Source organism: Erwinia sp. JUb26, assembly GCF_003751505.1.
In the GTDB taxonomy this organism is placed as follows: domain Bacteria; phylum Pseudomonadota; class Gammaproteobacteria; order Enterobacterales; family Enterobacteriaceae; genus Erwinia.
In genome coordinates this window covers 599,814-626,114 of record NZ_RJVB01000001.1, presented here as the reverse complement: position 1 = coordinate 626,114, position 26,301 = coordinate 599,814, and the positions used below count along the sequence as shown (strand labels likewise).

Annotated in this window: 26 protein-coding genes; 16 read left to right on the top strand and 10 right to left on the bottom strand. The window is 54.9% G+C overall.

The window, feature by feature from the left end; all coding sequences use genetic code 11:
* Positions 1-446 precede the first annotated feature (446 nt).
* Entirely contained in the window at positions 447-1,421 is a 975-nt protein-coding gene (locus EC836_RS02970; RefSeq protein WP_123329972.1) for a VOC family protein, read from the top strand.
* An 89-nt stretch (positions 1,422-1,510) separates the two neighbouring features.
* On the opposite strand, the gene EC836_RS02965 is transcribed toward EC836_RS02970, so the two are convergent.
* Positions 1,511-2,446 carry a LysR family transcriptional regulator gene (locus tag EC836_RS02965; protein ID WP_123329971.1) on the bottom strand — a complete coding sequence of 312 codons (936 nt, stop codon included), beginning with the start codon at positions 2,444-2,446 and terminating at the stop codon, positions 1,511-1,513.
* Between the two features lie 98 nt (positions 2,447-2,544).
* Here EC836_RS02965 and EC836_RS02960 point away from each other — a divergent pair, with 98 nt between their 5' ends.
* On the top strand, positions 2,545-2,979 hold the full coding sequence (locus tag EC836_RS02960) for a DMT family transporter (RefSeq protein WP_123329969.1): 435 nt from the start codon (positions 2,545-2,547) through the stop codon (positions 2,977-2,979).
* Positions 2,980-2,988: 9 nt separating this feature from the next.
* Positions 2,989-3,474, top strand: a complete 486-nt coding sequence (locus EC836_RS02955; protein WP_123330737.1) for a DMT family transporter — start codon at positions 2,989-2,991, stop codon at positions 3,472-3,474.
* Positions 3,475-3,564: 90 nt separating this feature from the next.
* Here the strand turns inward: EC836_RS02955 and EC836_RS02950 are convergent, their stop codons facing one another.
* The gene (locus tag EC836_RS02950) at positions 3,565-4,710 is read right to left on the bottom strand and encodes an MFS transporter (protein ID WP_123330735.1); all 1,146 of its coding nucleotides are present in this window, start codon (positions 4,708-4,710) and stop codon (positions 3,565-3,567) included.
* A gap of 203 nt (positions 4,711-4,913) precedes the next feature.
* Between EC836_RS02950 and EC836_RS02945 the strand changes: the two genes are divergently transcribed.
* The 3 genes from EC836_RS02945 to EC836_RS02935 all read left to right on the top strand — a co-directional run bounded on the left by EC836_RS02945 (position 4,914) and on the right by EC836_RS02935 (position 8,041).
* A complete protein-coding gene (locus EC836_RS02945; RefSeq protein ID WP_123329967.1) occupies positions 4,914-5,660 on the top strand; it encodes an IclR family transcriptional regulator in 747 nt (248 codons plus the stop codon).
* Positions 5,661-5,850: 190 nt separating this feature from the next.
* Positions 5,851-6,204, top strand: a complete 354-nt coding sequence (locus EC836_RS02940) for a hypothetical protein (protein WP_123329965.1) — start codon at positions 5,851-5,853, stop codon at positions 6,202-6,204.
* Positions 6,205-6,475: 271 nt separating this feature from the next.
* Positions 6,476-8,041 carry an ATP-binding cassette domain-containing protein gene (locus EC836_RS02935; RefSeq protein ID WP_123329963.1) on the top strand — a complete coding sequence of 522 codons (1,566 nt, stop codon included), beginning with the start codon at positions 6,476-6,478 and terminating at the stop codon, positions 8,039-8,041.
* Here EC836_RS02935 and EC836_RS02930 read toward each other — a convergent pair.
* On the bottom strand, positions 8,036-8,206 hold the full coding sequence (locus EC836_RS02930; RefSeq protein ID WP_123329961.1) for a nitroreductase family protein: 171 nt from the start codon (positions 8,204-8,206) through the stop codon (positions 8,036-8,038). The two genes, EC836_RS02935 and EC836_RS02930, sit on opposite strands and share 6 nt — an antisense overlap.
* A gap of 36 nt (positions 8,207-8,242) precedes the next feature.
* A complete protein-coding gene (locus EC836_RS02925; protein ID WP_123329959.1) occupies positions 8,243-9,115 on the bottom strand; it encodes an EamA family transporter in 873 nt (290 codons plus the stop codon).
* 74 nt (positions 9,116-9,189) lie between these two features.
* Here EC836_RS02925 and EC836_RS02920 point away from each other — a divergent pair, with 74 nt between their 5' ends.
* A complete protein-coding gene (locus EC836_RS02920; protein ID WP_123329957.1) occupies positions 9,190-9,687 on the top strand; it encodes a MarR family winged helix-turn-helix transcriptional regulator in 498 nt (165 codons plus the stop codon).
* A gap of 52 nt (positions 9,688-9,739) precedes the next feature.
* Here the strand turns inward: EC836_RS02920 and EC836_RS02915 are convergent, their stop codons facing one another.
* The 3 genes from EC836_RS02915 to EC836_RS02905 form a co-directional block, all read right to left on the bottom strand.
* On the bottom strand, positions 9,740-10,765 hold the full coding sequence (locus EC836_RS02915) for a Gfo/Idh/MocA family protein (protein WP_123329956.1): 1,026 nt from the start codon (positions 10,763-10,765) through the stop codon (positions 9,740-9,742).
* Positions 10,766-10,834: 69 nt separating this feature from the next.
* Positions 10,835-11,209: a glyoxalase/bleomycin resistance/extradiol dioxygenase family protein gene (locus EC836_RS02910; protein WP_123329954.1), complete on the bottom strand. Its 375-nt coding sequence runs from the start codon at positions 11,207-11,209 to the stop codon at positions 10,835-10,837.
* A 173-nt stretch (positions 11,210-11,382) separates the two neighbouring features.
* A complete protein-coding gene (locus EC836_RS02905; protein WP_123329952.1) occupies positions 11,383-12,276 on the bottom strand; it encodes a LysR family transcriptional regulator in 894 nt (297 codons plus the stop codon).
* A gap of 305 nt (positions 12,277-12,581) precedes the next feature.
* Between EC836_RS02905 and EC836_RS02900 the strand changes: the two genes are divergently transcribed.
* The 7 genes from EC836_RS02900 (at position 12,582) to EC836_RS02870 (ending at position 21,258) form a co-directional block, all read left to right on the top strand.
* Positions 12,582-12,926 carry a helix-turn-helix domain-containing protein gene (locus tag EC836_RS02900; protein WP_123329950.1) on the top strand — a complete coding sequence of 115 codons (345 nt, stop codon included), beginning with the start codon at positions 12,582-12,584 and terminating at the stop codon, positions 12,924-12,926.
* Between the two features lie 42 nt (positions 12,927-12,968).
* Positions 12,969-14,132, top strand: coding sequence for an efflux RND transporter periplasmic adaptor subunit (locus EC836_RS02895; RefSeq protein ID WP_123329948.1), 1,164 nt, complete (start codon positions 12,969-12,971; stop codon positions 14,130-14,132).
* Positions 14,132-17,263 (top strand): efflux RND transporter permease subunit, encoded by a 3,132-nt coding sequence (locus EC836_RS02890; RefSeq protein WP_123329946.1) that lies wholly within the window; start codon positions 14,132-14,134, stop codon positions 17,261-17,263. The genes EC836_RS02895 and EC836_RS02890 overlap by 1 nt, the downstream gene beginning before the upstream one ends.
* Positions 17,264-17,400: 137 nt before the next feature.
* Entirely contained in the window at positions 17,401-18,546 is a 1,146-nt protein-coding gene (locus tag EC836_RS02885; RefSeq protein ID WP_123330733.1) for a multidrug effflux MFS transporter, read from the top strand.
* A gap of 131 nt (positions 18,547-18,677) precedes the next feature.
* Entirely contained in the window at positions 18,678-19,355 is a 678-nt protein-coding gene (locus EC836_RS02880; protein WP_123329945.1) for a heavy metal response regulator transcription factor, read from the top strand.
* 14 nt (positions 19,356-19,369) lie between these two features.
* Positions 19,370-20,755, top strand: coding sequence for a heavy metal sensor histidine kinase (locus tag EC836_RS02875; RefSeq protein WP_123330731.1), 1,386 nt, complete (start codon positions 19,370-19,372; stop codon positions 20,753-20,755).
* Between the two features lie 116 nt (positions 20,756-20,871).
* A complete protein-coding gene (locus EC836_RS02870) occupies positions 20,872-21,258 on the top strand; it encodes a DoxX family protein (RefSeq protein WP_123329944.1) in 387 nt (128 codons plus the stop codon).
* Positions 21,259-21,389: 131 nt separating this feature from the next.
* On the opposite strand, the gene EC836_RS02865 is transcribed toward EC836_RS02870, so the two are convergent.
* Positions 21,390-21,644 (bottom strand): DUF1471 domain-containing protein, encoded by a 255-nt coding sequence (locus EC836_RS02865; protein WP_123329943.1) that lies wholly within the window; start codon positions 21,642-21,644, stop codon positions 21,390-21,392.
* Between the two features lie 650 nt (positions 21,645-22,294).
* On the opposite strand from EC836_RS02865, the gene EC836_RS02860 reads away from it, so the two are divergent.
* The gene (locus EC836_RS02860; protein WP_123329942.1) at positions 22,295-22,930 is read left to right on the top strand and encodes a carbonic anhydrase; all 636 of its coding nucleotides are present in this window, start codon (positions 22,295-22,297) and stop codon (positions 22,928-22,930) included.
* Between the two features lie 206 nt (positions 22,931-23,136).
* Here EC836_RS02860 and EC836_RS02855 read toward each other — a convergent pair whose 3' ends face one another.
* Both EC836_RS02855 and EC836_RS02850 read right to left on the bottom strand, forming a co-directional pair.
* Positions 23,137-24,240 (bottom strand): YncE family protein, encoded by a 1,104-nt coding sequence (locus tag EC836_RS02855; protein WP_123329941.1) that lies wholly within the window; start codon positions 24,238-24,240, stop codon positions 23,137-23,139.
* Positions 24,241-24,374: 134 nt separating this feature from the next.
* Positions 24,375-25,304: a nucleoside recognition domain-containing protein gene (locus tag EC836_RS02850; protein ID WP_123329940.1), complete on the bottom strand. Its 930-nt coding sequence runs from the start codon at positions 25,302-25,304 to the stop codon at positions 24,375-24,377.
* A 234-nt stretch (positions 25,305-25,538) separates the two neighbouring features.
* Between EC836_RS02850 and EC836_RS02845 the strand changes: the two genes are divergently transcribed.
* The gene (locus EC836_RS02845) at positions 25,539-26,288 is read left to right on the top strand and encodes an HAD-IIB family hydrolase (RefSeq protein ID WP_233599088.1); all 750 of its coding nucleotides are present in this window, start codon (positions 25,539-25,541) and stop codon (positions 26,286-26,288) included.
* Positions 26,289-26,301: the final 13 nt, after the last annotated feature.

Here is a 26,301-nt window from a genome sequence, read left to right as displayed (position 1 = left end):
TGCCCAGTAGATTTTCTTACGTGAATAAGTGGTAAGTGTTCAAGCCATGTTACCCACCGAAATGGTCTGCCAGACTTTAAACACTCCATTCATCTTCGCAATGATTTTATCCAATTTGTGTGATCAATCATTCATTAAATTCATGATTTCTCTTTTTGTGTTAATATATCATTCAATTATTGAATGATGGTGGCGCAGAGATTGCTCCTTTCAGTCGACGGAGCCTGGCTCAGGCAACGTGACTGAAACAACGTAAGGACATTGTTGTGGATAAGGATCTTCGACAGCTGACAGGATCTTTGAGAGTTTGGAGATGGCTGCATTATTGCAGGTAGGCTCACACTATAAATGCAATGCATACCCCTAAAAGTCTTTTTAAACAGACACTTTCAACCACCCGTATTAACGTATCCTTCAAATCGCTATAGCCTGACAGGAAGCCCATTATGACGAACCGATTGCCGGAACCTTGTTTCGATATTGCCCATCTTGCCCATGTCGAAATGTATACCGATAAATTCGAGGAGAGCCTTAACTTCTTCGTCAATGTTTATGGGCTCACCGTTTCAGCTCAGGACGAAAACCACGCCTGGCTGCGCGCCTGGGATGACTATGAATTTCATTCATTAAAACTTTCTCGTCACCATACGACGGGCGTTGGTCACATTGCCTATCGTGCCAGTTCTGAAGCCGCACTAATGCGTCGCGTTTCGGTCATTGAAGCAAGTGGATATGAGGTAGTCGGGTGGGTGGATGCCGAAAAGGGGCACGGACGTGCTTTCCGCTTCTCAGATCCTTTCGGCCATTTATTCGAAATTTATTACGATACGGTGCGCTATGAGGCTGGATCGGATGAACGGCCGGCTTTAAAAAACCTTGCCCAACGCTATCACGGTCGGGGTGCCTGTCCTCGTCGCCTGGATCACCTCAACTTACTGGCTTCTGATGTGGAGGAGTTCAAAAAATTTATGGAAACCTGTCTCGGCTCACGCGTCACGGAAATGATTCAGCTTGATAATGGCCGGATTGGGGGATGCTGGTTCACCATAAATAATAAAACTTACGATCTTGCCTGTACTGAAGAACATGCCGGAGGAAACGCACGACTGCATCATGTTACCTATGCCACAGACACTCGCGAAGATATTCTGCGTGCAGCTGATATCTTCCTTGAAAATCGCGTTCATATTGAAACCGGGCCACATAAACATGCAATACAGGGAACATTTTTCCTTTACGTCTGGGAACCTGCCGGGAATCGCATTGAGCTGGCCAACTCCGGTGCACGTCTGATCTTAGCACCGGACTGGGAGACGGTTGTCTGGACAGAATCTGAGCGTAAAAAAGGGCAGGCATGGGGATTAAAAACGATTGAGACATTCCATACCCATGGAACGCCACCTATTACGCGTCAGAGCTAAGTAAGAAGGCTTATCCTTTTAAAACACGATAACCAGATGACGTTTTATAGCGATAATTCCCTATCTGCCGATTAACGTCCCTGCCCCATTTATCCCCGCTGCCAGTAAGGCGGAGAACCGTAAACCCCAACGAAGTGGTCAATCACCGCCCGCACATTAAGCGGTGGATGGCGGGCGTTGGGATAGATGGCGGCGATATGCTGTGGCTCGGTGTGAATGGCCGCCTCAAAATCCGGCATGATGCGCACCAGCCCGCCTTTATTCAGGATGTCATTAATCAGCCAGTCGGGGAACAGCACCAGTCCCATCCCGTCCAGCGCGCTGGTCAGCAGAGATTCCGCATTGTTGGACGTCAGAATTCCCGTTACCGGATAGTGTACCCAGTTATCTCCTGGCTGACGGAACAGCCAGCGATTGGGGCCGGAAGAGCCGCGATACACCAGACACTTATGCTGGCTGAAATCGGCGGGCGTTAGCGGCTGGCCGTGCTGTTCTAAATATTTGGGTGATGCCGCCAGATAATAACGCTGAGTGGCGAATATCCGCGCATGGAAAGAGGAATCGGTCAGCGTGCCGATCCTGAACAGCACGTCGGTGGCATCTCTATGAGGGTCGATAAAGTCATCCGTCAGCATCAGCTCCATCTGCAACCGGGGATATCGCAGGGAAAGTGCCGTCAGCCAGGGGGCAATATGTCGCTGGCCGAAGAAAACCGGCGCGTTAATACGTATCAGCCCGGCGGGTTCGAGGGATCTGTCCTGCATCTCCTTGCGGGCTTTGTTCAGTTGTTCGGTCATGCTACGGGCGTAGTCAATAAACAGTCGGCCGGCTTCGGTAGGGATCACCGCCCGGGTATTGCGGTAGAAAAGCTGCTGGCCTAGGGTGTCTTCTAACTGAATAATCACGCGCGAGACCATCGATGCTGACACGCCTTCCCGCCTGGCGACGGCGGAAAAGTTCTGCTCATCGTACACGCCGATGAAAAATACCAGCGTGCGAAAATTTATGCTGCCAGCGTCAAACATTATCCCGATTCCTGCAAAGGTGTTTCATGAATTATACCGTTTTTCATGATTCCACGCTGCTATACCATCCTTTCCCTTCATTCTCGGGGATTTAATGTATGCAGCTTATTTTTATTTTGCTCGTCGTTGCTGGCGGGATGGGGTTGTCGGTAGAGGCGGGGTTACTGGGGCCGTTAGGACACGAAGTCGGTGGTTTATGGGCAACGTTCAGTGTTTTCGGCGTGGGTGCCGCGCTGACCTTTTTGCTGATGCTGTTCTTTAGCCCGCGTAACAGCCCTTCCTTCTTCACGCAGCCGTCATGGACGTTACTGGGCGGTATTCTTGGTCCGGTATATGTCGTGATCCTGACCGTGGCCGTGCCGGTGATCGGTATTGCGATGACGATGATCGGCATTCTTGCCGGGCAGGTTTTTAAAAGCGTGGTGATTGACCATTACGGGCTACTCGGTACGGCGCATCGCAAAATTGACCGTAAGCGCTTTATTGCGCTGATCTTTATTATTGCCGCACTGATTCTTGTGGCAAAAGGCTGAGGTGAAATGATGAACGTATTGATGATTATCCTGGCCGTAATCGGCGGTGCCGTGCTAAGCATTCAGGCAGCGATCAACGGCAAATTGGGCAGCCAGGTTGGCGTGTTCCGCAGCGCATTTCTGACCTTCTCGCTCGGTGCGCTGATCAGCGCTCTGCTTATTTTCTTCTTCGAACCCAAGTATGACCTAACCCTGCTGGACGTGCCGAAGTGGCAGCTGCTGGGCGCACTTTGTGGCGTGCCTTACATCGTTATTATGGTGCTGGCCGTTCAGCGTATCGGTGCGGCGGTGGCGACGGTGGCGGTTATTTTCGGTCAGCTGGCGATGAGTATGCTGATTGATAATTTTGGCTGGCTGGGCAACGAAGCCATCCACTTTTCAGCCACGCGGCTGGGGGCGGTTGTCTGCCTGGGGATCGCGCTTTACTTTATTTATTCCAGCAATAAAACCGATGCCGAAAAGGACGGCGCCAGCCAGGCTTCATCGGAAGCCTGAAGCCTGAAGCCTGAAGCCTGAAGCCTGAAGCCTGCTAATATTCTCCTGCACGAATGCCCTGCGGTAACAAAGATTACGTTGCTGCCGGGCTTATTCTTCGCGTTGCCCGCGCCGCAGTATCCACAGTGTCGCCATTACCGCAGTGCCAATCAGGGCTGCACCCGCAAAAATCACCGATGCATTGCCCGGAATAAACTCCATAAAGGAGGATAAAAACTGCCCGGAAAAGATCGCCATCGACAGCCAGGCCAGGTTTCGCCCGCGCACGCGGGCATCGCTCTGCTCAACGGTCATATGATTAACCAGCGGCACCGACAGCCCAAACCCGCATCCCATCATGATCCCTCCGGCGATAAACAGCGTCACACCGTCGGCAGCAGAAAATATCAGATGCGCGGCGGCATAACAGGCAAAAGCGACGTACAGCGTGCCGAACTCATCAAGGCGGTTCACCATTTTCGGCATTATTGCCGCGGCAAAAACGGCGATCAGCGAGATAAATGACAGGAAGTAGCCCGTTTCCGCCGCGCCGATATGAAGCTGATGAAACTGCTGCGGGATCACGATCACCCCGGTAAAAAAGCACAGCATGGAGGCTATAGCGGCGAAATACACCGTTTTGAGCTTACCGCTGGCCGGGACTGAATCCTGGCTCTCATCTCCGCTATTTTCCCCCTTCTCTTCAGCGGGCGGTTTGGGCACAAAGCGCAGCTGCATCGCCAGCAACAGCCAGGCAATGAGATACAGCAGAAACGGCCAGCGCCAGCCCAGGCTGGCCAGCAGCCCGCCGATAAACAGAAAGATTACGCCACCCAACTCGATAGACATGCCCTGAGAAGCTATCATCTTCATGCGCGCCTTCCCGCTGTAGAACAGCGAGATCAGTACCGTACCGGCGGCCATCACCACCGCCGTTGCGCCGCCAAGCAGCAGCCTGTCGAGCATCACTGGGATTGTGCCGTGAAGGAAAACGCCACCGCTTCCCAACAGGCCGTAGCAAAATAATCCCCACGTAAGTGCCCGGTAAGCCCCTACCCGATCAATAAAGCGGCCTGCCAGCGGACCAAATACCACCACGCCCAGCGACGGCACGGTTACCAGCCAGCTGGCCGCTGAGGGCGTACCCAGGTTTTCCGCCACCGCCGTCAGGCCGGGTACGATCACGCAGCCCACCATAATGGTCAGGCAGGCCACCGCCAGTAGCGTGAAGGCGCCCGTTTTCTTGATCTCATTCATCATGAACTCACTCACACCATCCGAATAATGGAACAAATATCCGATAAGTGGTCATTATATTCAGATCATATTCCAGCTAAGTCAACGGGCGAAAGGTAAACCGAATGTCAGCAAAGAGTTCCCTGCGTGGTGCATACGCATTTTGTCCACCAGGCGGATAACGCGTGGTATCCTGCGGCGAGACGTTTTAACCGGAGGTGCAGATGAGTAATGAGGCAGACAGCAGTGGTTCACAGGTTATTGCCCGGGCCGCGACGATCCTGCGGGCGCTGGAACTGCAGCCAAAAGGTATGACCATCTCCCACCTGTCGCGCGAAACGGGTTTGCCGCGCACCACCGTTCACCGGCTGGTCACTTCGCTGGAATCGCAGCAGCTGCTGATCGCGGGTAGCGCCGGCGTTCGGCTCGGACCGGCTCTGGCGCGCCTGGCGGCCTCCGCGCATACCGACATTATCGCGCTGGCACAATCCCCGATGGAAACGCTGGGCCGCCGGACGCGTGAAACGGTGGATTTATGCGTATATCGCGGCAGCCACGCCGTCTCCGTCAGCCAGTTCGTTTCTGACCAGGAGCTGCGCGTGGTCTCCGCGGTCGGTACGGCGTTTCCCTGCCACTGCACCGCCCACGGCAAGGCGATTCTGGCGATACTTGCCGATGAAAAAATTGCCGACCTGCTCGGCGGCCAGCCGGATGTGAGAACGGATAGCACCCTGCGAACGCTGCCTTCGCTGCTGGACGATATCCGGCAAACCCGTGCACGTGGCTATGCCGTCGATCGTGAGGAACACGCGCGTGGCGTCTGTGGGATAGGTGTTTACCTGAATACCGGGGCGGGTGAGCATTACGCGATTTCGGTCGCCGTACCGGCCCTGCGTTTTGACGAAAAGCTCGATCACCTGCTGAGTTCGTTAATGCAGTGCAAAGCCGAAATCGAAGCGCTGACGTGCTGATGAAATGAATTCTGCTGCTGTTTTCCAAGGTGAACCGCAAGCTGGCTACCCTCTCCCATGTTCAGGCTGAGCTAGAGACGATTTGGCATCTCCGTTCATTTACAGTTTTTTCCTAAAGCCATGGGGCACCCGTCATGGCAGACTTCACTACGTTGATAACACTAATGACGTTTTTTATGAGGGAATATTTATGAAAAAGACTATTATCGCTCTGTCAGCCATTTTACTGGCCTCTTCCGCATTTGCCGCCACACACGCAACCGATGAAACCGTCGCCAACGCGCAGGCCGGTGCTAACACCGCCAAAGAAAAACTGCACGAAGCGCAGAACCAGGGCGCCGAGCAGAAACTGAAAGCTAAGCATGCCGCCGAAGGTAAAAGCGACAGCCTCAGCAGCAAAGTGAGCGAAGGCTCGCAGAAGACCTGGAATAAAACCAAAGAAGGTTCCGAGAAAGGCTGGAATGCGACCAAAGAAGGCGCACAGAAAGGCTGGAACAGCACCAAAGAAGGTGCCAGTGATGTGAAAAAGAAAGTGACCGAATAATCACTCTTCTCTGATGATTCGTTTGATGCCGCAGCCCGTCTGCGGCATTTTCACTTCCACCGTCTGTTTACACCCTTCCCGTTTTTTGCCACTATCTTTCTTCACCTTTCCCTGAGGATGTCTGCCGACATGATTTAATGCCTGTATTCCATCGCAATATCTCCCGCATCTTTTCTGATGTGATTTTTGATATTGGGCAGGCAGCAATCCTCGTCAGTGTTAATTTCCGATCCGGCATTACGGCCTGCCCTGTTTATTCAGGAGCACAACCATGCCCGTACACTGCCATTTTTCAGAATTATCAATAACGTTCAACGACTCTGTACTGTTTCAACAGATAAGCGGCACGCTGACGCAGCAAAACCAGGGGCTGACCGGCATTAATGGCTGCGGCAAATCGGTGCTGATGTCGCTGCTGGCGCTGCGCCTTCGGCCTTCAACCGGCACGGTAGACTGGCAGACGCCGTTTTTTTATGTCCCGCAGCTAACGCGCCTGCCCGGTTCAACGCTGGCAGACGCACTGGGAATTGCTGACGTTCAGGCTGCCTTTCAGAGAGTGGAAAACGGTAGTGCCGACGTTGACGATTATGATTTCCTGGCCGATAAGTGGAACGAACCCCACCGCTGGCAGTCACTTCTGGACAGCACGGCATTGGGCCACCTTTCGCTGGAAAGCCCTTCTGCACAGTTGAGCGGAGGTGAACAAACCCGGCTGGCGCTGTGTCGGGCCTTTTTGCAGCGGGACTCGTTTTTACTGCTCGACGAACCGGAAAACCATCTCGACAGCGCCGGTCGCCGATGGCTGATAGCGCAGTTACAGCAACATCCCTCCGGCTCACTGTCAGTCAGCCACGACCGACAACTGCTGAACGAAATGCAGCGTATCTGCGAACTCAGTTCTGGCGGGCTGATGGAATATGGTGGTAACTACAGTGATTACGCGCTGCAAAAAGAGCGTCAGCTCAATGCATTACGCAGTGAGGAAAAGCAGCTGCAGTCCGACCTGCGTAAAGAAAAAGAGGAGCTACAGCGCACGCTGGAGAAAAAAGCTCAGCGGTGTCGCCAGGGCGATCGCGTCCGTTCTTCTGGATCGCAGTCTCTGCTCCTGTTGGATATGAAGAAAAATAAAGCGGAGAAACAACAGTCAAAAATCACCCAGCGCCACGAACGCGTAATGGATCGCCTGGATACGCAGCGCCGCACGGTGAACGAGCGCATTGAACGCATTACGCCGCAAATGCTGGAATTCCCCTATACCGATGAGCAAAAGCGCGTTCGGGTTAACTGTCAGGGGCTAATTTTACCTTTCGGCTCAACTCAACCGCATTCTCTTACCATTTCCGGCGGCGAGCACTGGCAGATCGCCGGTCGCAACGGCAGTGGAAAATCCACCCTGCTTAAAGTGCTGACTGGCCAACTGGTGGCCGCATCAGGGAATTACTCGCTTCATGGGCGCTGGCGCTATCTGGATCAGCATCTAAGCCTGCTTAATTCTGCACTGCCGGTGGTTGATGCTTTGTGTGAATTTGACCCGTTAATCCCCGCTGAAAACTGGCGCACCAGGCTGGGTGCCCTGCGCATCAGAGGGGATAAAAGCCTGATCCCGCTCGGGCAACTGAGCGGTGGCGAACAGCTTAAAGTAATGCTGCTGGCGTTAACCTGTTCATCACCGCTGCCGGATATCCTGCTGCTTGACGAGCCGGACAACCATCTGGACCTCGAATCCCGGCAGTTGTTAGAGGGCGTATTGAAATCCTACAAGGGAGCACTGCTGCTGGTCAGCCATGACGAAGAATTTGTGAAAAACTGCGGCGTGACGCAGACCCTGGAATTATGACAGACCATAGGCAATAAACCGCCAGTTCTGCATATTGAACGCCGTTGGCGCTTTGGTTGCCAGCTCAACTAGGGTGGTGATCGTTTCATCAGCAAGAGGACGATCGGCCTGAAAGCGGTTAATGGAAATACGTGATTCAATTGCATTTTGTACGGAAGATGACATGTAAATACCCTGCAAAAAGTGTGTTAAATGAAGTAATTAGCTGCGCCGGACCGTTGTCCACTGCACGGCGAAGACGCTAACCAGCACGACAATCAGGCCCACGAAGGCGGTGCCGGTCATTGACTGAGAGAGCACAATCCAGCCCAGCGCCACGGCGGCCAGCGGGCTGAGCAGCCCGAGCGAGGCAACAGCCACGCCGGGCAGTCGGGTTACGCCCCGGAACCACAGTGCGTAGGCAAGCAGCGCGCCGGCAAGGCTGAGATAGGCATAGGCAAACCACTGCGGCAGAGTGAGCACCGGAAGTGGCGCATCGGCCAGCCACGCGACGGGGGCCAGCATCAGTCCACCAATCACCAGCTGCCAGCCGGTCAGTGACAGCACGGGCAGATCGAGCTGCCAGCGACGTGTCAGCCAGACCCCGGTGGCCATACAGGCGGCACCCAGCAGAGCAGCAATGACGCCTATTGGTTCAAAGGTGGTTTGCGGCGACAGCAGCAACACCGCCATGCCGATCACCCCGGCCACGGCCGACCACAGCGTGATTTGTGCGGGTACACGTCGGTCCACCGCCCACGCCAGCACCATCACCAATAGCGGTTGAATGGCACCCAGCACGGCGGCCAGTCCTCCCGGCAGGCGATAGGCAGCAACGAATAACAGCGCCTGGAAAACGCCGATATTCAGCGCGCTCAGCACCACTAAACGCCACCCGTCGCGCCGCAGTGGAATGCGTCGGGTAAACAGCAGCAGCAGCAATCCGGCCGGTAAAACCCGGATAAGCGCGGCGGTAAACGGCCTGTCCGGCGGCAGGATTTCCGTCGTAACGATATAGGTAGAACCCCAGATCGCGGGGGCCAGCGCCGTGAGGGTCACGTCACGCCAGTAATGCAGTGAGGGTGTAATGTTCATGACTTTACCTTCAATTCAAGATATTATCAGTCTGTCGATCAGTTATCTTGAAGTCAAGACAAATGAGTATGCCAATGAAAAATCGTGAACATGATGCCGTGGATGAAATTCTGCAACAGTGGCAGCGCGAGCGCCCCGACCTGGACGCCAGCCCGATGGGGCCAATTGGCCGCATTAACCGCTGTGCCGCCCTGCTGCAGCATAAGCTGGAGGCGACTTTCGCCAGATTCGAACTGAGCATGTGGGAGTTCGATATGCTGGCCGCCCTGCGCCGTTCAGGTGCGCCGAACCTCAGCCCCACAGAACTTTTTTCAACGCTGATGGTGACATCGGGGACCATGACTCACCGACTCAAGCGGCTCGAAACGCGTGGATTTATTGAGCGCGTGCCCAACGCCGAGGATGCACGCAGTATGCTGGTTAAACTGTCGGATAGCGGGCGGGAACTGATCGATCGGGCGGTTGAGGAGCACATCGAGAATGAGCGACAGATCCTGTCGGGGCTGTCTGCCGAGACGCTAAGCGAGCTGGATAATTCGCTTTCAGCGTTTTTACGCACGCTGGAGAAGTGATCTCGCCACACTAACAATCAGGCCCGCACCTAAGCAACGGGCCTGAAGTTAATTACGCCAGCGTTACCAGACGCCCTTCCCGCGCGCTGATCAGCGCAGCATCCAGCACTTCCAGCGTCTGAATCGCCTGTTCGGTGGTGACCGGCGGCTCCACACCGCTGCGGACGGCTTCTACAAACGCTTCATAGTAAGCATGGTAATTCCCCTGCTCGGAAGGCATCGCTTCCTCGCCGCCCGCGGTGCGCAGCACGCCCCAGCGATCCTCTTTTTCATAACCCCATGCCGCCAGGTCGTCAGCCGGGCGCTGACCGGCGAAAATTGCCTGTGCCTGAACGTCGGTGCCGTTGGACGTATAGCTGCCCTTATCGCCGTAAACGATCAGCTCGCGGGTAGCCAGTCGGTTGAGTTTGCTGGCGGAGATATGTGAGTGAACGCCGCTGGCGTGGGTCAGCGTGATAACAAAGCTGGCGTTGGTCGGGCCGTCCGGATGGTCAACAATATCCGTATGGGCATACACCGTTTTCACCGGGCCGAGTAGCCAGAGGGTTTGATCGACCAGGTGGCTGCCAATATCACGCAGCAGGCCGCCCGCCTCTCCGCCTTCCAGCGTAAACGGGTCGTTGAGATCCATCCGGTTATGTAAACGCCACATTTTGCCCACGCGCTGCTGCTCAATCACCTTGCGCAGCGTCTGGATGTCGGCATCAAAACGGCGGTTGTGGTATACGCTCAGCACCACGCCTTTAGCTTTTGCCGCATCGGCCAGTTCGCGGCCGGTTTTTGCATCCGGTGCAAAAGGCTTATCGGCAATCACCGCCACGCCTGCGGCAATCGCTTCAAGAACCAGCTCACGACGCGTTGCCGGCGGCGTGGTGATCGTAACGATATCGATGCCTGCTGCCAGCATAGCCGTCAGGCTGGGATAGATCGGCACATCAGGGAAATCTGCCTGAGCGCTGGCGATGGTTGCCGGGGCGCGGGCAACAATTCCCACCAGTTCCAGTCCCTTTGCCGCCGAAATAAACGGTGCGTGGAAATTCTTACCGCCTGAACCGTAACCTACGATGCCTATTCTCATTCTGTTCCTCATTGTGGGTGGGTAATGATGAGTGCTATCTGAGTCTTGAAAAGTCGGAGACGGAAGGCGCTAAACGCGCAGCCGCTGACCGACATCAATGCGGTTTCCGTGGGGGTCGGCGAAGACAAAAGCACGCAGCCCGTACTCTTTATCCTGCACGTCTTTTATTATTTTTGCGCCATGCCGTTTGCAGAGCGCAAACATGGCATTGGCGTCATCAACCAGCAGATGGGCTATCGGGAAAGGTGCGGCTTTATGCCGGGGCTGGAGCGACAGATGCAGTTCGCTTTCGTCGCGTTTCAGGATCATAAAGCCGACGGGATCGCCATTTTGAAAGGTTTTAGTGAAGCCTAATCCATCAATATAAAAGCGCTGAGCGGTCTCCATATCCTGCACCGGCAAAATGGCAGCGATACGGCCAAAACTAATCGCAGTGAGTGTCATATACACCCTCAATATTTTCAGAGCGATCGCAATATCAGACGGTGCTGGTGCCGGAAGGCTTCGATCGAATGGCTGGACGTTGCCAGAACGGTTTTCAGCATATCCGGCAAGCGCCCTCCATTCAAACTGTTTTCACCCGTTTTCCGGGCAAATGTCGCTGAAAATATTCTGTTTTATCCCTGATAGCGAACCGCATCGATCAGCTTTGAAAATGCGGTGGTGTGCTGTTTCCGGCTGGGATAATAAAGATAATAGCCGGTGAAAGGTTCGCACCAGTCCTGCAGTACGCTTTGCAGTTTGCCTTCTTCGATATACGTTTTTACCGAATCCTCCGGCACACAGGAAACCCCCATGCCGGATAGCGCCGCATCGATCCGCGCGGAGAGGGTATTGAAGACTAACTGCCCTTCTACCTTCACCCGAATGGCTTTGCCTTCTTTGCTGAACTCCCAGTGATACAGCCCGCCGAGCGTAGGCAGCCGCATATTAATACAACGATAATTTTGCAGCTCGTAGGGCGTTTGCGGCACGCCGTGCTGGGCAAAATAGTCCGGCGTGGCGACAATCGCCATTCTCCAGTCCGGACCGATGCGCACCGCCACCATATCTTTTTCAATCGACTCACCCAGGCGTACGCCGGCGTCAAAGCGTCCGCTGACGATATCGGTCAATGTGTTATCGATCGATAATTCGACGTTAACATCCGGGTAGCGCTGCACAAACGGTTTCAGTAACGGCCACAGCGTGCTGGAAAGCGCGTGTTCACCGGCGGTAATACGAATATTTCCCGAGGGATTTTCCTGATTATCCGCCAGATCCTGCAGCGCTTTTTCAATCTCGGTAATCATCGGCGCGACGCTCTGGATCAGCCGTTCACCGGCTTCCGTTGAGGCCACGCTGCGCGTGGTTCGGGTTAACAGGCGGGTATTCAGGCGCTCTTCCAGACCACGAATGGAATGACTGAGCGCTGACTGGGATACGCCCAGTTTTGCTGCCGCGCGAGTGAAACTGCGCTCGCGTGCGACCATCACCAAATAGATGAGGTCATTAAAGTTTTCTTTAAGCATTGTCCGCCTTTGAACAGTGAATTTGACCCGCGCTTAACACTATACACAAAATGAAATACATGTGTATTTTTCACCAATCTTTCGGAATAAATTCACTTTATGTGAGGAAGGTCGGAACCTCATGCGCGCATTTTTGCGAGCCAACTCGCAAACTCGCCCGTCGCCAACGCTCATAAATGAATGAAACTCATAACGCCTATCGGTTTTACCCCGCTAATCAAGCGTAATCCGCGATGGTAATCTTCTCCCTCATCAGGCCGTTCTGGTCATCTTTTTAACCCTGAAACGATGGCGAAGGTGAAAGAATGGATCGACAGGAACTTATCATCCATGAGCTGATTGCATGGATTGACAGCAACATCCGTCAGCCCCTGAAAATTGAAGATGTCGCGCAGCGCGCGGGTTATTCGAAATGGCACCTGCAGCGTATGTTTAACCGTATTATGCGTATCAGTCTGGGCAATTATATTCGGGATAAAAAGCTGACGTCAGCCGCTCAGGATTTAATCACCGGCGGCGAAAGCGTAATAGATATCTCCACCAAGTATGGCTACGACTCGCAGCAGTCATTCAGCCGTTCCTTCAGCAGAAAATATCATGTGCCGCCGGCAACATGGCGTCGTTTGAATTCTCAACAATCCCATTTTTGAGGTTATTCCTCTCTTAATACCGGCTTCCGGGAGAAAATAATAATGCCCATCAACGTGGCAATTAAGCCTCTGGCTTTGCTATGCGCGCTGTTCGCTTTAAATCTAACCGGCTGTGATGATTCATCCGTTAACGCCCCCCCGGCAAAAGAGGTCCCTGAAGTGCAGGTGACCACGCTGGCCACGCAGTCGCTTCCGGTCACGTCGGAGCTGCCGGGGCGCATTCTGGCGTATCGCATTGCGGAAGTGCGTCCGCAGGTTTCCGGCATTATTTTGCGGCGTCTTTTCACCGAAGGCAGTGACGTTGTCACCGGCCAGTCGCTTTATCAGATCGACCCCGCTCCCCTGCGCGCCGAATTCAACCGCGCGGTCGCCGCGCTGGCACAGGCCAGGGCTAACGCACAGCTGGCGCAGGTGACCTTTGCACGCTATCGCTCGCTGATCGGTGCACAGTACGTTAGCCGCCAGGACTTCGACCAGGCGGAGGCAACGGCAGCAGAGTCGCGTGCTGCGGTGGAGACCGCCAGCGCGGCTCAGGAAACGGCGCGGATTAATCTGGCACGTACCACGGTCACCTCGCCGCTTAACGGCAGGATCGGGCGTTCTTCCGTCACCGAAGGCGCGCTGGTGCAGGAGCAGCAGAGTGATGCGCTGGCCACGGTGCAGCAGCTTGATCCGCTGTATCTGGATGTGACGCAGTCGAGCCAGGAATTTCTGCGTCTGCAGCAGGAACTGGCTTCCGGCAGGCTGCAGCGCCATTCCGGTAACGTTCCGGTCAGCGTGATCCTCAGCGATGGCTCACAGTATCCGCATCCCGGAACGCTGGCGTTTTCGGACGTTACCGTTGACCAGACCACCGGCGCAATTACCCTGCGCGCGATTGTGCCTAACCCCGATCGCCAGCTGCTGCCGGGCATGTTTGTGCGGGCGCGTATCGATATGGGCAGCGATCTACAGGGGCTGACCGTTCCGCAGCGTGCGGTCAGCCGCACCCCGCGCGGCGAAGCGACCGCACTGGTCGTGGGCCGCGATAACCGCGTTGAGGTTCGCCATCTCACCGTTTCAACGGCTTTCGCCGATCGCTGGAGGGTCACCAGCGGCCTGACGTCCGGTGAGCGAGTGATTGTTTCCGGGCTACAGCGCGCGCAGCCCGGAATGCAGGTTAATCCGGTGGATATTGCCGCCACGCCAACGGAAGGGGCTAACTGATGTCCAGATTCTTTATCGATCGCCCCGTTTTTGCCTGGGTTCTGGCAATTATTGTCATGCTCGCCGGGGGCATTTCCCTGCTTAAGATGCCTGTGGAACAGTACCCCGATGTGGCCCCCACCGCCGTGCAAATCCGTGCCACCTATCCTGGTGCCGATGCCACTACCCTGCAAAACAGCGTTACCCAGGTGATTGAGCAGAATATGAGTGGGCTCGACGGGCTGATGTATATGTCCTCGACCAGCGACTCTTCCGGCACGCTGCAGCTGACGCTGTCGTTTGAAAACGGCACCGATGCGGATATCGCCCAGGTTCAGGTGCAGAACAAGCTTCAGCTTGCCACGCCGCTGCTGCCGCAGGAGGTTCAGCAGCAGGGTATTACGGTGCGTAAATCTTCCAGCGTGTTCTTCCTGGTGCCGGGCTTCGTCGATGACACTGGCCGGATGAGCATGGAAGATATCGCCGATTACGTGGCGACTAACCTGAAAGATCCCATCAGCCGCATCAACGGCGTGGGTGATACCACGTTGTTCGGCTCGCAGTACGCCATGCGCATCTGGCTGGATCCTAACAAGCTGAATAACTACCAGGTGACGCCGGTGGATGTTATTGCACGGATCCGCGCGCAGAACGCCCAGATTGCCGCCGGTCAGCTTGGCGGTGCGCCGCCGGTGAAGGGGCAGCAGCTTAATGCGTCGATCATCGCGCAGACCCGGCTGACCTCCCCGGAGGCGTTCGGCAATATTCTGATGAAGGTTAACGCCGACGGTTCGCAGGTCAGGCTGCACGACGTAGCGCGCATTGAGCGCGGTGGCGAAAACTACAACTTTGTGGTGAAGATCAACGGTAAACCCGCCTCGGCGCTCGGTATTCAGCTGGCGACCGGCGCGAATGCGCTGGATACGGCAAACGCCATCCGCGAACGGATCAACACGCTGAAGCCCCTCTTCCCGCAGGGGCTGAAGGTGGTGTATCCGTATGACACCACGCCTTTTATCAGTATTTCGATCAATGAAGTGGTGAAAACGCTGATTGAAGCCATCGTGCTGGTGTTTCTGGTGATGTACCTGTTCCTGCAAAGCTTCCGCGCCACGTTAATCCCCACGATTGCGGTGCCGGTGGTGCTGTCGGGGACGTTTGCCATCCTCAGCGCGTTTGGCTATTCGATTAATACGCTGACGATGTTCGGCATGGTGCTGGCGATTGGTCTGCTGGTCGATGACGCGATTGTGGTGGTGGAAAACGTCGAGCGGGTGATGGCGGAAGAAGGCCTGAAGCCGAAGGCGGCCACGCGCAAATCGATGGGGCAGATCCAGGGGGCGCTGGTCGGCATCGCGCTGGTGCTCTCCGCGGTATTTGTGCCTATGGCGTTCTTCGGCGGCAGCACCGGGGTTATCTACCGTCAGTTCTCAATCACTATCGTGTCGGCCATGGTGCTCTCGGTGCTGGTGGCGCTGATCCTCACCCCGGCCCTGTGCGTCACCCTGCTCAAACCGCTGAAGCCGGGCGAACACGGGCAGAAACGCGGTCTGTTTGGCTGGTTTAACCGCAAATTTGAGCAGAGCACGCAGCACTACAGCAGCTCGGTCGCGCGTATGCTGCACCGCAGCGGCCGCTATCTGCTGATCTACGGCGTGCTGGTGGCGGGGATGGCGCTGCTGTTTGTGCGCTTACCGACCTCCTTCCTGCCCTCGGAGGATCAGGGCGTGCTGGCAACGCAGGCGATCCTGCCCGCCGGGGCAACTCAGGAACGCACGCAGGCTGTGCTGGATCGCGTCAGTGACTACTATCTCAACGAGGAAAAAGACAACGTTGAGAACGTGCTGACGGTGAACGGCTTCGGCTTTGCCGGGCGCGGACAGAATGTCGGTATCGCCTTTATCGGCCTGAAGGACTGGTCCGAACGCGCGGGCGATGACAATAAGGTGGATGGCATTGTCAGCCGTGCTTCCAGGGCCTTCAGTCAGATTATGGACGGCAGCGTGGTGGCGTTTAATCTGCCGCCGATTATCGCACTAGGTAACGCCACCGGCTTTGACTTCGAGCTGATCGACCAGGCCGGGCTTGGCCATGAAAAACTGCTACAGGCGCGGAATGCCCTGCTCGACCTGGCGCGTCAGCACCCGGAGACGCTGACGGCGGTCCGCGCTAACGGCATGGAGGACAGCCCGCAGTTCAAACTGAATATTGATGAAGAAAAGGCCACCGCGCTCGGGGTGGATTTGACGGACATCAACAGCACCCTGAGCACGGCGTGGGGCGGCAACTACGTCAATGACTTTATTGACAGCGGCCGGGTCAAAAAAGTCTATGTGATGGCCGATGCCCGCTGGCGCATGCTGCCGCAGGATCTTGATAACTGGTTCGTGCGCGCGGCCAACGGCAAGATGGTGCCGTTTGCCAGCTTCTCTACGGCGGAGTGGATTTACGGCTCGCCGCGCCTGGAGCGCTATAACGGCCTGTCAGCGGTGGAGATACTCGGCCAGCCCGCCGCAGGGAAAAGCTCCGGTGAAGCAATGGCGCTGATGGAACAGCTGGCGCAGCAGCTGCCCGAGGGCATTGGCTTTGACTGGACCGGGATGTCATATCAGGAGCGGATGACCGGGGAACAGGCTCCGGCCCTGTATGCGCTCTCACTGATTGTGGTGTTTCTGTGCCTGGCGGCGCTGTACGAAAGCTGGTCGGTGCCGTTTTCGGTAATGCTGGTGGTGCCGCTCGGCGTGTTCGGCGCGCTGGTCGCCACCCTGCTGCGCGGGCTGAATAACGATGTCTATTTCGTGGTGGGTTTGTTAACCACTATCGGACTGTCGGCGAAAAACGCCATTTTGATCGTCGAATTCGCGAAAGATCTGATCGAAAAAGAAGGCAAAGGCGTGATCGAAGCCACGCTGGAGGCTGCGCGTATGCGGCTAAGGCCCATCCTGATGACCTCGCTGGCCTTTATCCTCGGCGTACTGCCGCTGGCCATCAGCACCGGCGCCGGAAGCGGCGCGCAGAACGCGGTTGGCACGGGCGTTATCGGCGGGATGGTCGCGGCAACCCTGCTGGCGGTGTATTTCGTTCCGCTGTTCTTTGTGGTGGTGCATAACCGCTTCGGCGGCAAAGCGCGCGGCGAAGACGACGACGCCTGATTCACCCTGTTGACCGGCAGCCGTTCGGGTTTCCCGCCACTGCCGGTCACTTCTTATGACTTAACGAGACAACCCACGTGAATGATTCCACCCGTGCCAAAACCGGCATCGCCTTTATTGCCATCCTTAGCGCGCTGATGGCGTTTACCTCGCTGTCGACGGATATTTATCTGCCCGCGATGCCGGAGATGTCCCGTTCGCTGCACGGCGATGCTGCACTAACCGTGACCGGTTTTCTGATCGGTTTTGCTGTTGCCCAGCTGGTCTGGGGGCCGATCAGCGATCGGTTTGGCCGCAAACGGCCGCTTTATATTGGCATGATCCTGTTTACCGTCGGTTCGGCGGGCTGCGCCCTGTCTACCGAGATGCATCAAATCGTTTTCTGGCGCGTATTTCAGGCCGCCGGTGCCTGCACCGGGCCGATGCTGGCGCGCGCGATGATCCGCGATCTGTTTAGCCGCACGCGTGCGGCGCAGATGCTTTCTACGCTGATTATCGTCATGGCCATCGCGCCGATTGCCGGCCCGCTGCTCGGCGGGCAAATTATCCGCTATTCGCACTGGCCGGTGATTTTCTGGTGCCTATCCGCCGTAGGTGTACTGATGTTTGTGGCGCTGTTATGGCTGCCGGAAACCCTGCCGCCGGAAAAACGCCGCGGTGCTTCGCTCGGCGGCGCGTTTGCCACCTATCTGCAACTGCTGAAAAACCGCAGCTTTATGCGGTACACGCTGTGTGTGACTTTTTACTATGTGGCGGTCTATGCCTTTATCGTCGGTTCACCTTCGGTCTACATCAGCGGGTTCGGCGTGGATCCTCAGCACTACGGCTGGCTGTTTGCGGTCAACATTATTGGCGTGGTGGGCATGAGTTTTATCAATAAGCGGCTCGTTCAGCGCTTCCCTCTGGAGCAGATGCTGAAGACCGCCGCGACGGTTGCTAGCGTAATGGCCGTGCTGATGTGTCTGACGCTGGAAATCTTCCCCGCCGGGATGATAGCGATGGCCGCCTGTATCTTCGTCTTCTTCTCGATGAACGGCATTATTGCCGCCTCGGCAACCGCCGCAGCGTTGGATGCGGTGCCCGGTAACGCCGGTTCGGCTTCGGCGCTGATCGGCGCTTTGCAGTACGGCAGCGGCATTATCTCATCGCTGATGCTGGCATGGCTGAATAACGGCACGCCGTGGGCGATGGTCGGAATTATGACGGTATTTACTCTGCTGAGTGGTCTGATGGCGCTGGGGAGGAAGAGCACTCGGTCGCATCCTGGCGACAATACGCAGTAAAAGACCGCAAACCGGGTGAGCACTCAGGGTTATTTTGCTGACAAAAATGTCAGCAAATAGTCAGCCAGCAGACCGGTGCAGTCTTTATAATAGCCGCCGTAAACCGGGCAAGAACAGAGAAGCATCCGATCATGAAAATACTGCTGGTAGAGGACGAAATCAAAACGTCTTCCTATATCACTATGGCGCTGCGAGAACAGGGATTTGTCGTCGACACCGCCCATGACGGCAGAGACGGCCTGTTTCTGGCCGTCGAATACGATTACGACGCGATTATCCTTGATGTCATGCTGCCGGTGATCGACGGCTATGAAATGCTGGCCAGCCTGCGCGAGAGCAAAAGAACACCGGTGCTGATGCTTTCCGCACGCGGCTCGCTTGATGAACGGGTCAAAGGCCTGCGCCTGGGTGCCGATGACTACCTGCCGAAACCATTTTCGCTGACCGAGCTGATCGCCCGATTGCAGGCACTGCTAAGACGCCGTTCGATGGACAGCTACGACATTGCCCATCTGCAGGTTCACGATCTGACGATCGATTTGCTGGCGCGGCGGGTGATCCGTGACGGCAACCGGATTGATTTAACCCAGAAAGAGTTCGCCCTGCTCAGCCTTCTGGCGCGGCATCAGGGCCAGGTGATGTCAAAAATGATGATCGCCGAGCAGGTGTGGGATATGAATTTTGACAGCGATGCCAACGTCGTTGAAGTCGCCATCAAGCGACTGCGGACCAAGGTCGACGCACCGTGGGAGGTCAAACTGCTACACACCGTGCGCGGCATGGGCTACGTGCTTGAGTTTCGGGACTAATCACCATGCTTAATCTGTTCAGGAAATCCCTCGCCGCCCGTCTGACGTTAATGTTTACCGTTGCCACGGTGAGCATGGCGCTGGCCTATGCCGTGTGCCTGCGTGTGACGCTGCAGGAATCGCTGGAAAAACAGATGCATAACGAGCTGCAGTTTCGTTATTCGCTGGTTGAGCCAATGATTGTCTCCCGAACATCGACCTACGACTGGCAGATCCTGAAAGCGAAATTCGTCAATCTCGCCACCTCCGAGGGAGGACGCGTGCACTACTGGATTGTCAGTGACGACGCGTTTTATCATCTTGGCGGGCCGGTGCCACAGGGGGTGAATCTGAGAGCGCTGGAGGATGGCTTCAGTAAGGTCGATTTGCCCGATGCCAAAAAATGCCCGCTGTTTCTGATAGCCCGCACCCTGCCCGCCAGCGGCAATCGGCCCGCACTTCGTTACGTGGTGGCGATCGACTCCACACCCTACATGGGCACGCTGGAGGAGTTCACCCGCGTGCTGCTGTTTATCACCTTCTTTGGGGTGATTATGGTGGCGCTGCTGGGCTACTGGATTTCCCGCGCGGGCATGAAACCCGTGAAGGCGCTGAGCGCACAGTCGCATCAGTTGGTACCGGGTAAGAAAAAGCAGCGGCTGTGCATCGATTCGCTGCCTGAAGAGCTGCACGCGCTGGCCGAAGCCTTTAACGGCGTGCTGTCCCGCCAGGAGAAAGCCTGGGATCAGCTGGAAAGCTTTAATGCGGATGTTGCGCACGAGCTGAAAACGCCGTTAACCAATCTGATTGGCCAGACGCAGCTGGCGCTTTCACGCGATCGCAGCGTGGAACAGTTGCAAAATGTGCTGGGTTCAAATCTGGAAGAGCTGGAACGTATGTCATCCATTATTAATGACATGCTGTTCCTTTCCCATGCCCAGACCGGCAAGTTTTCTGCCCAGCTATCCTGTGTTTCCCTGTATGACGAATCGCAGAAAACGGCGGAATATATTGAGCCGTCCATGACGGAACGCAATTTGTCGGTACGCATCAACGGGGACGCTACGGCACACGTCGATCGCAGATTGTTTACCCGCTCGCTGGCCAATCTGCTCAGCAACGGATCGCGCTACGCCCGCGAGGGAAGCACCATTGAAATCAATATTACGCAGTCTGATACGCTGATTTCGGTTTCTGTGCTGAATGAGGGTGCGCAGATTGCATCCGATCACCTCGAACGCCTGTTTGAACGCTTTTATCGCGTGGACAGTTCCCGAACGCAGAGCAGCAGCAATCACGGGCTGGGGCTGTCGATTGTTAAAGCGATCGCGCAGGTGCACGGCGGAGATGTCTTTGTTAACAGCCGTCACGGCATTAATACCTTTGGTTTTACCCTGCAGTCATCCCACCGCGCGGATTAATCTGACCCCATCAGTGCAACCTGACGGTACTGTCAGCCAGCGGTCACGTTAATGACAGTCCCGGTTTGCGAGGATGATAGCGAATATTCACGCCTCCTCGCAGACAGGGATCTATCATGTACGAAAAAACCGTGTTGATTATTGCCCGAATTATTATCACCCCATTATTTATTTACAGCGGTCTGGGCAAGGTTTTACATTTTTCCGATAACGTGGCCAAAACGCCTTTCGGGGATACGCTGGTTGGTCAGTTAATGATCGTAGTGGCGATTATTATTGAACTGGGCGGCAGTCTGTGCTTTCTGACCGGATATCGACTTAAATCCGTATCCCTTATTTGGATCGTCTATGTATTCCTCACCAGTATTCTGTTCCATCAGTTCTGGCTTTATACCGGCGCTCAACAGAGCAGTCAGTTTATCGCCTTTGGTAAAAATCTGAGCATCATCGCCGGACTGCTTTATTTCTCCCTGTTCTCCCCCGATCGTCATCGCGCCAACTGAACCGCGCCGGTATGCAGCCCGGTGTGCCATCGCGGCCACCGGTTTTCCAGTCGATGAACACTATTCAGATGATAAAAATCCGGCCTGAAAATCAGGCCGGCTTTGGTCAACATGGAAATTAACTTAACGGGTTACTGATAAATAATCGCCGTCCCGCTCAGCAGATTATGGCCTCCGGCAGCGATGATTTTATAGCTGCTGGCATGCTGTTTATCCGCTTCGCGCTGAATCATGTTTTCAAGATTTGACAAGGTGGTCGCACCGGAAACGGAGACCGTTCCTATTTTCACCCGGCCGCTGGTATCATTAATCGCTTCCGCGGCGTTGGCGAACGATGAAATAACCAGCGCGCCGGTCAGTAATGTCATAGCAATACGCTTTTTCATAAAATCTCCCGTTTGAATTCATTTTCTCTGATGGGATAATTATATTTCACCGACCCTGTTCTTACGCTGACATGAAAATGACATTACTGTCATAATCCGCCATTCATTCGTTTCTTTACCTGTGGTTTTCCTGGATTGACAATATTGTTTCAGTCTGTTTATTTTTCCGGTTAACTTATCGACAAAATATCAGGACCGAAATACTCATACTCTTCGGAATGTCCTTTAATGCTCTCATAACTGGAACTGATGATACTATCCGCCCTTTTACCTGCTGCCTGAATGATGGCAACGCCGATGTTTCATTTTGGATTTTGATCACTCAATATGTATGTTGTAACTAATTGGATTTTTTATGAACCGCATCACCTGTTTTTCGCGCCCTCAGGTCCAATCGCTGAACGATGCGACAAAGTGCAGATGCAAAGGGTTCGCCATCGCGGTAATGGTAGGATGTTAACCGGATGGCAAAGAAGCGGCAGATCGCGCGCTGCGCGCTATACTATTTCGTGGAAAGATATCACCTGACGTTATCCGTCAGTGATGCCCCTGCAGCGGAAGCTGGGGTGCCGTTTTTTCTGATATGTTGCACGCGGCAGTGCTTCAGTGTCAGAATAATATTTCACGATAAAAGAAGGTAGAAATCTGCTATGCAGCACATTGTTGAAGGTTTTCTGAATTTCCAGAAAGATGTTTTCCCTAATCAGAAAGAATTATTCCGCAGCCTTGCTTCCAGTCAGAATCCCAAAGCGTTGTTTATCTCCTGCTCCGACAGCCGTCTGGTGCCTGAACTGGTCACCCAGCAGGAACCCGGACAGCTCTTTGTCATTCGCAATGCCGGCAACATCGTGCCCTCTTTCGGTCCTGAGCCCGGTGGTGTTTCTGCGACTATCGAATATGCGGTTGTTGCCCTGGGCGTAACCGATATCGTTATCTGTGGCCACTCTAACTGCGGTGCAATGAAAGCGATTGCTACCTGTCAGTGTCTGGATCCGATGCCTGCCGTTCAGCACTGGCTGCGCTACTCTGATGCGGCGAAGGCGGTGGTCGAGAAAAAAACCTACGCCACTGAAGTAGAGAAAGTGAATGCGATGGTGCAGGAAAACGTGATTGCACAGCTGAACAACATCAAAACGCACCCGTCCGTGGCGGTTGGTCTGCGTGATAAGACAATACACCTGCACGGCTGGGTTTATGACATTGAAAGCGGCGCGATCCGCGCGCTGGATAAGAATACCCAGGAGTTCGTGCTGTTGTCCGAAAATCCGGGCGTGTGCTACGAGTAAGCGCTACAGGGGCACGGATGCCCTGCTGCCCCCGCCATAACGAATCTGCATCGCACCCTTTCTGTCCTGCTTTCATAACCCTTACGCTGACTGGTTTAAAACTGCCACCGGGCTAGCACTTGTGGTGCAACGGTGTGAGGGTATGTAAAAAGACGGCGAGGAAATCGTCGGGGCAACAAGTTCCCCGACGGAAAGCAGACTAAGACTCAGTTCAAAGTAATACGCGCAACGCTGTCCGGCCCTTTCGCCGTGTGCGATTTATCCAGAGCCTGCTTCACACTAACGTAAAGCGTCTGACCGTCCGGAGAAAGCTCAAGGCTGTTCGGATGGCTGTCAAACGACCAGCTGTTTTTCACCGCGTAAGTGGTGGCATCCAGCTGTAGTACCTTCTTCGATTCGCGCTGGCTGATGTAGATTTCGTTGCGTTTGGCGTTAAACTTTACCGCCAGCGCGTCGCCCGGCAGGCGCTTGATCACTTTGCCGGAACGCTCGTCAAACACCAGCGTTTCTTTCGCTTTCGAATTGTCGGTGACAAACAGGCGTCCGGTGGCAGGGTCTTCCGCCATATTCAGGAACAGATACGGCTTATCGTCACCTGCCGTCCAGCGCTGTTCGGTTTTGCGGGTGCGCGGGTTGATCACCAGAATTTCACCCCCGCCGTTGGCTGCGTAAACCTTATTGGTCAGCGGTGACCAGATAATCCCGGTGACCCATTTACCGGCGTTTTTAATGGTGGTTTTCAGCGTCAGCGTTTTCGCATCAACAACCCAAATCACACCGGGATCGCCCACGCCACCAACGTACAACAGGCCGTCGTGCGCAAGAATTTCACGGCTGCCTAACGCATCCCCTTTCTTGCTGCGGTCTTTAAACATCAGGCGCTGTAATACTTTCCCGCTCTGCGCGTCGACTTTGGTAATGCCGCCATCGACCGTGTTGGTGATGTAAATCGCGCTGCCGTCGGCATCCTGTGCTACGCCGAAGTTTTTCAGATCGGTATGCGTTTCGCTGAGCGTTTCCAGCGTTTTTGGATCCAGCCGGTAGATAACCCCGCCGTTGGAGGTTTTAAAACCCTGAGCGCTGGCAACGTACAGTCCACCAGCCGTCGAAGAATAGGCCATCTCATACAGTCCGGCAGCGAGTTCGCGCTGGGTGAGTCGGCTGTCTGCTGTTTGGGATCCAGCGGCGGTGGCGGCAGGTTGCTGCGCGGCCTGCGCCTGTTTCTGCGGAGCCTGACAGGCCGTCAGGCTGAGTGAGGTAACAATCGCCGCAGCGACAAGGGCTATACGTGGGGTGAAAAACGATCTCATTTCTGGCTCCATCAATGGACAGGCGTCCCGCCCGGGTTAACCAGCGCGGACGCACACAAGAGAATGAGAATAATAAGCATTTACAAATCTTATGTAAATGCCTTGCTAACGGAAGGATGAATGAAATGAACCATTCAGAACATCGTGCTGTGCAACACCGTACGCAGCAGAATACCCACCAGCGCGCCCGGCAAAGCAAAGCGGAACAGCCGGACAAAACGGCTGGCAATACCGAGGTAGATGCCGATGCCGGGCAAATCCAGCGTCTGCACCATAAACCCGGCGGAGGCGTTCACCTGCTGCGCGGTCATTAATCCCCGATGCAGCAGATCGGACACCACGCCGAAATACGCCGTTCCGCCCGCCAGACATTTGGTCAGCGCTGGCAGGATAAAAATATCCGAAACGTGAAAGAAGCCCAGCACCGGAGAAATCAGTCGGGTTAACAGCTCAATTGCCCCCGCTTCTTTCAGAATGCCAACCACGGTCAGCGAAAGGATCAACATCGGTACCGAACCCAGCGAGAGTCGTATAGCGTCCGATCCGGCGCCGTTAATAATGGCAATCAGCCCGGTAGATGATTTATCCTCGGGCGGCGTGTCATCGCGCTGCAGTGAGGCAACCGACAGCCTGCGGCCGAAGAAATACCAGGTGATGGCGGCGGCAGCCAGTCCACCCGCCACCGAAATACCCAGCGCAGCGCCCCAGTGCAGACCAAATGGGATCAGCGGATAGAAGACGTTTCCCTGCCCCATGGCAAATAGCATCGCTAGCGTCGCCGCCAGATGACGATCCGAGGCCCCTCTTTTTTCCATGATCGCCAGCGCGGCGAGCGGTGCGGCAAAGCTGACAAAGTTAAGCTGGATCAGCGCAAAGATCCCCATCCCGGTAATACCAAACGGCTTCAGTACCGGCGTCATCAGCTGCACGATGCGGTCGAGAATTCCCCTGACCTCCAGGTATTTCATAATAATCAGCATAACGACCATAATGGGGATCAGCGTATAAAGCGCCACGTTCACCGAGGCTTTACCGGCTGACATAATGATCCCAATGATATCCATCAACAACTCCGAGCGGGGGAAATTGCCAGTACGTTAACCCAGCCCGGGATTGACCGCTATGCCCGTAAGGATTCTTTTTTTTAATACCGGCTTAACGGGTGAAAATAACAACGCTGATAAAATATAACGCTTCGGAATCATCCTGGTTGTTAAAACACCCATTTTCGGTGAATAACAAGTCCGGGCATGCTAATCTCTGACTGTAACAAATATCGCATATATAAAGGGAACGCGGTGACAACCTATATCTTTGACCTGGATGGTACCATTATTACGAACGGGCAACCGTTACACTGTAACCTTGCGGAAAATATTATTTCCCTTTCCCATCACGCCCGCGTTATCTTCGCCTCTGCCCGTCCGGTGCGAGATATGCTGCCGCTGTTGCCGAACGAACTGCACGGCTGCCTGATGATTGGCTGTAACGGGGCGATGGCCTGGCAACAGGGAGAATGCCTGTTCAGCAATCGTTTTGAGGATCGGCAGGCAGCAACGATCCTCGGCCTGCTTCAGCAGCATCAGGTGCCTTATGTACTCGACGGCCACTGGAGCTTTTCTACGTCGCAGACCGCGCATACTTTCCACGACTACATGCGCACTCTTTCCGACAGTGAAATCCCGGAGAGTGAACTGATTGATCAGGGAGTCAGTAAAATTCTTATTCTTGACGGTGAATTCCGCGAGAAGATGGATGTATTTTTACACCAGAAGGGTTTCGAATTTTCTCTGCATCACCATCGACACGAGAATATATTCGACATAACGCCTCGCGAGCAGAATAAGTATCTGGCGCTGAAGATGCTGGGCGTGGATTTCAACCGCAGCATCGCCTTTGGCAATGACAGCAATGATTTCGAAATGCTGAATAATGCCGGGATCTCTATCTTTACCGGCGAGCCACATTATTACCCAGGTGCAAGCCATTATTGTAAAACCGAACATCTTCCGGCCCTTCTGCGTGAGTTTTCAGTAGTTCAGGCCTGACCGTGTGTCCGGG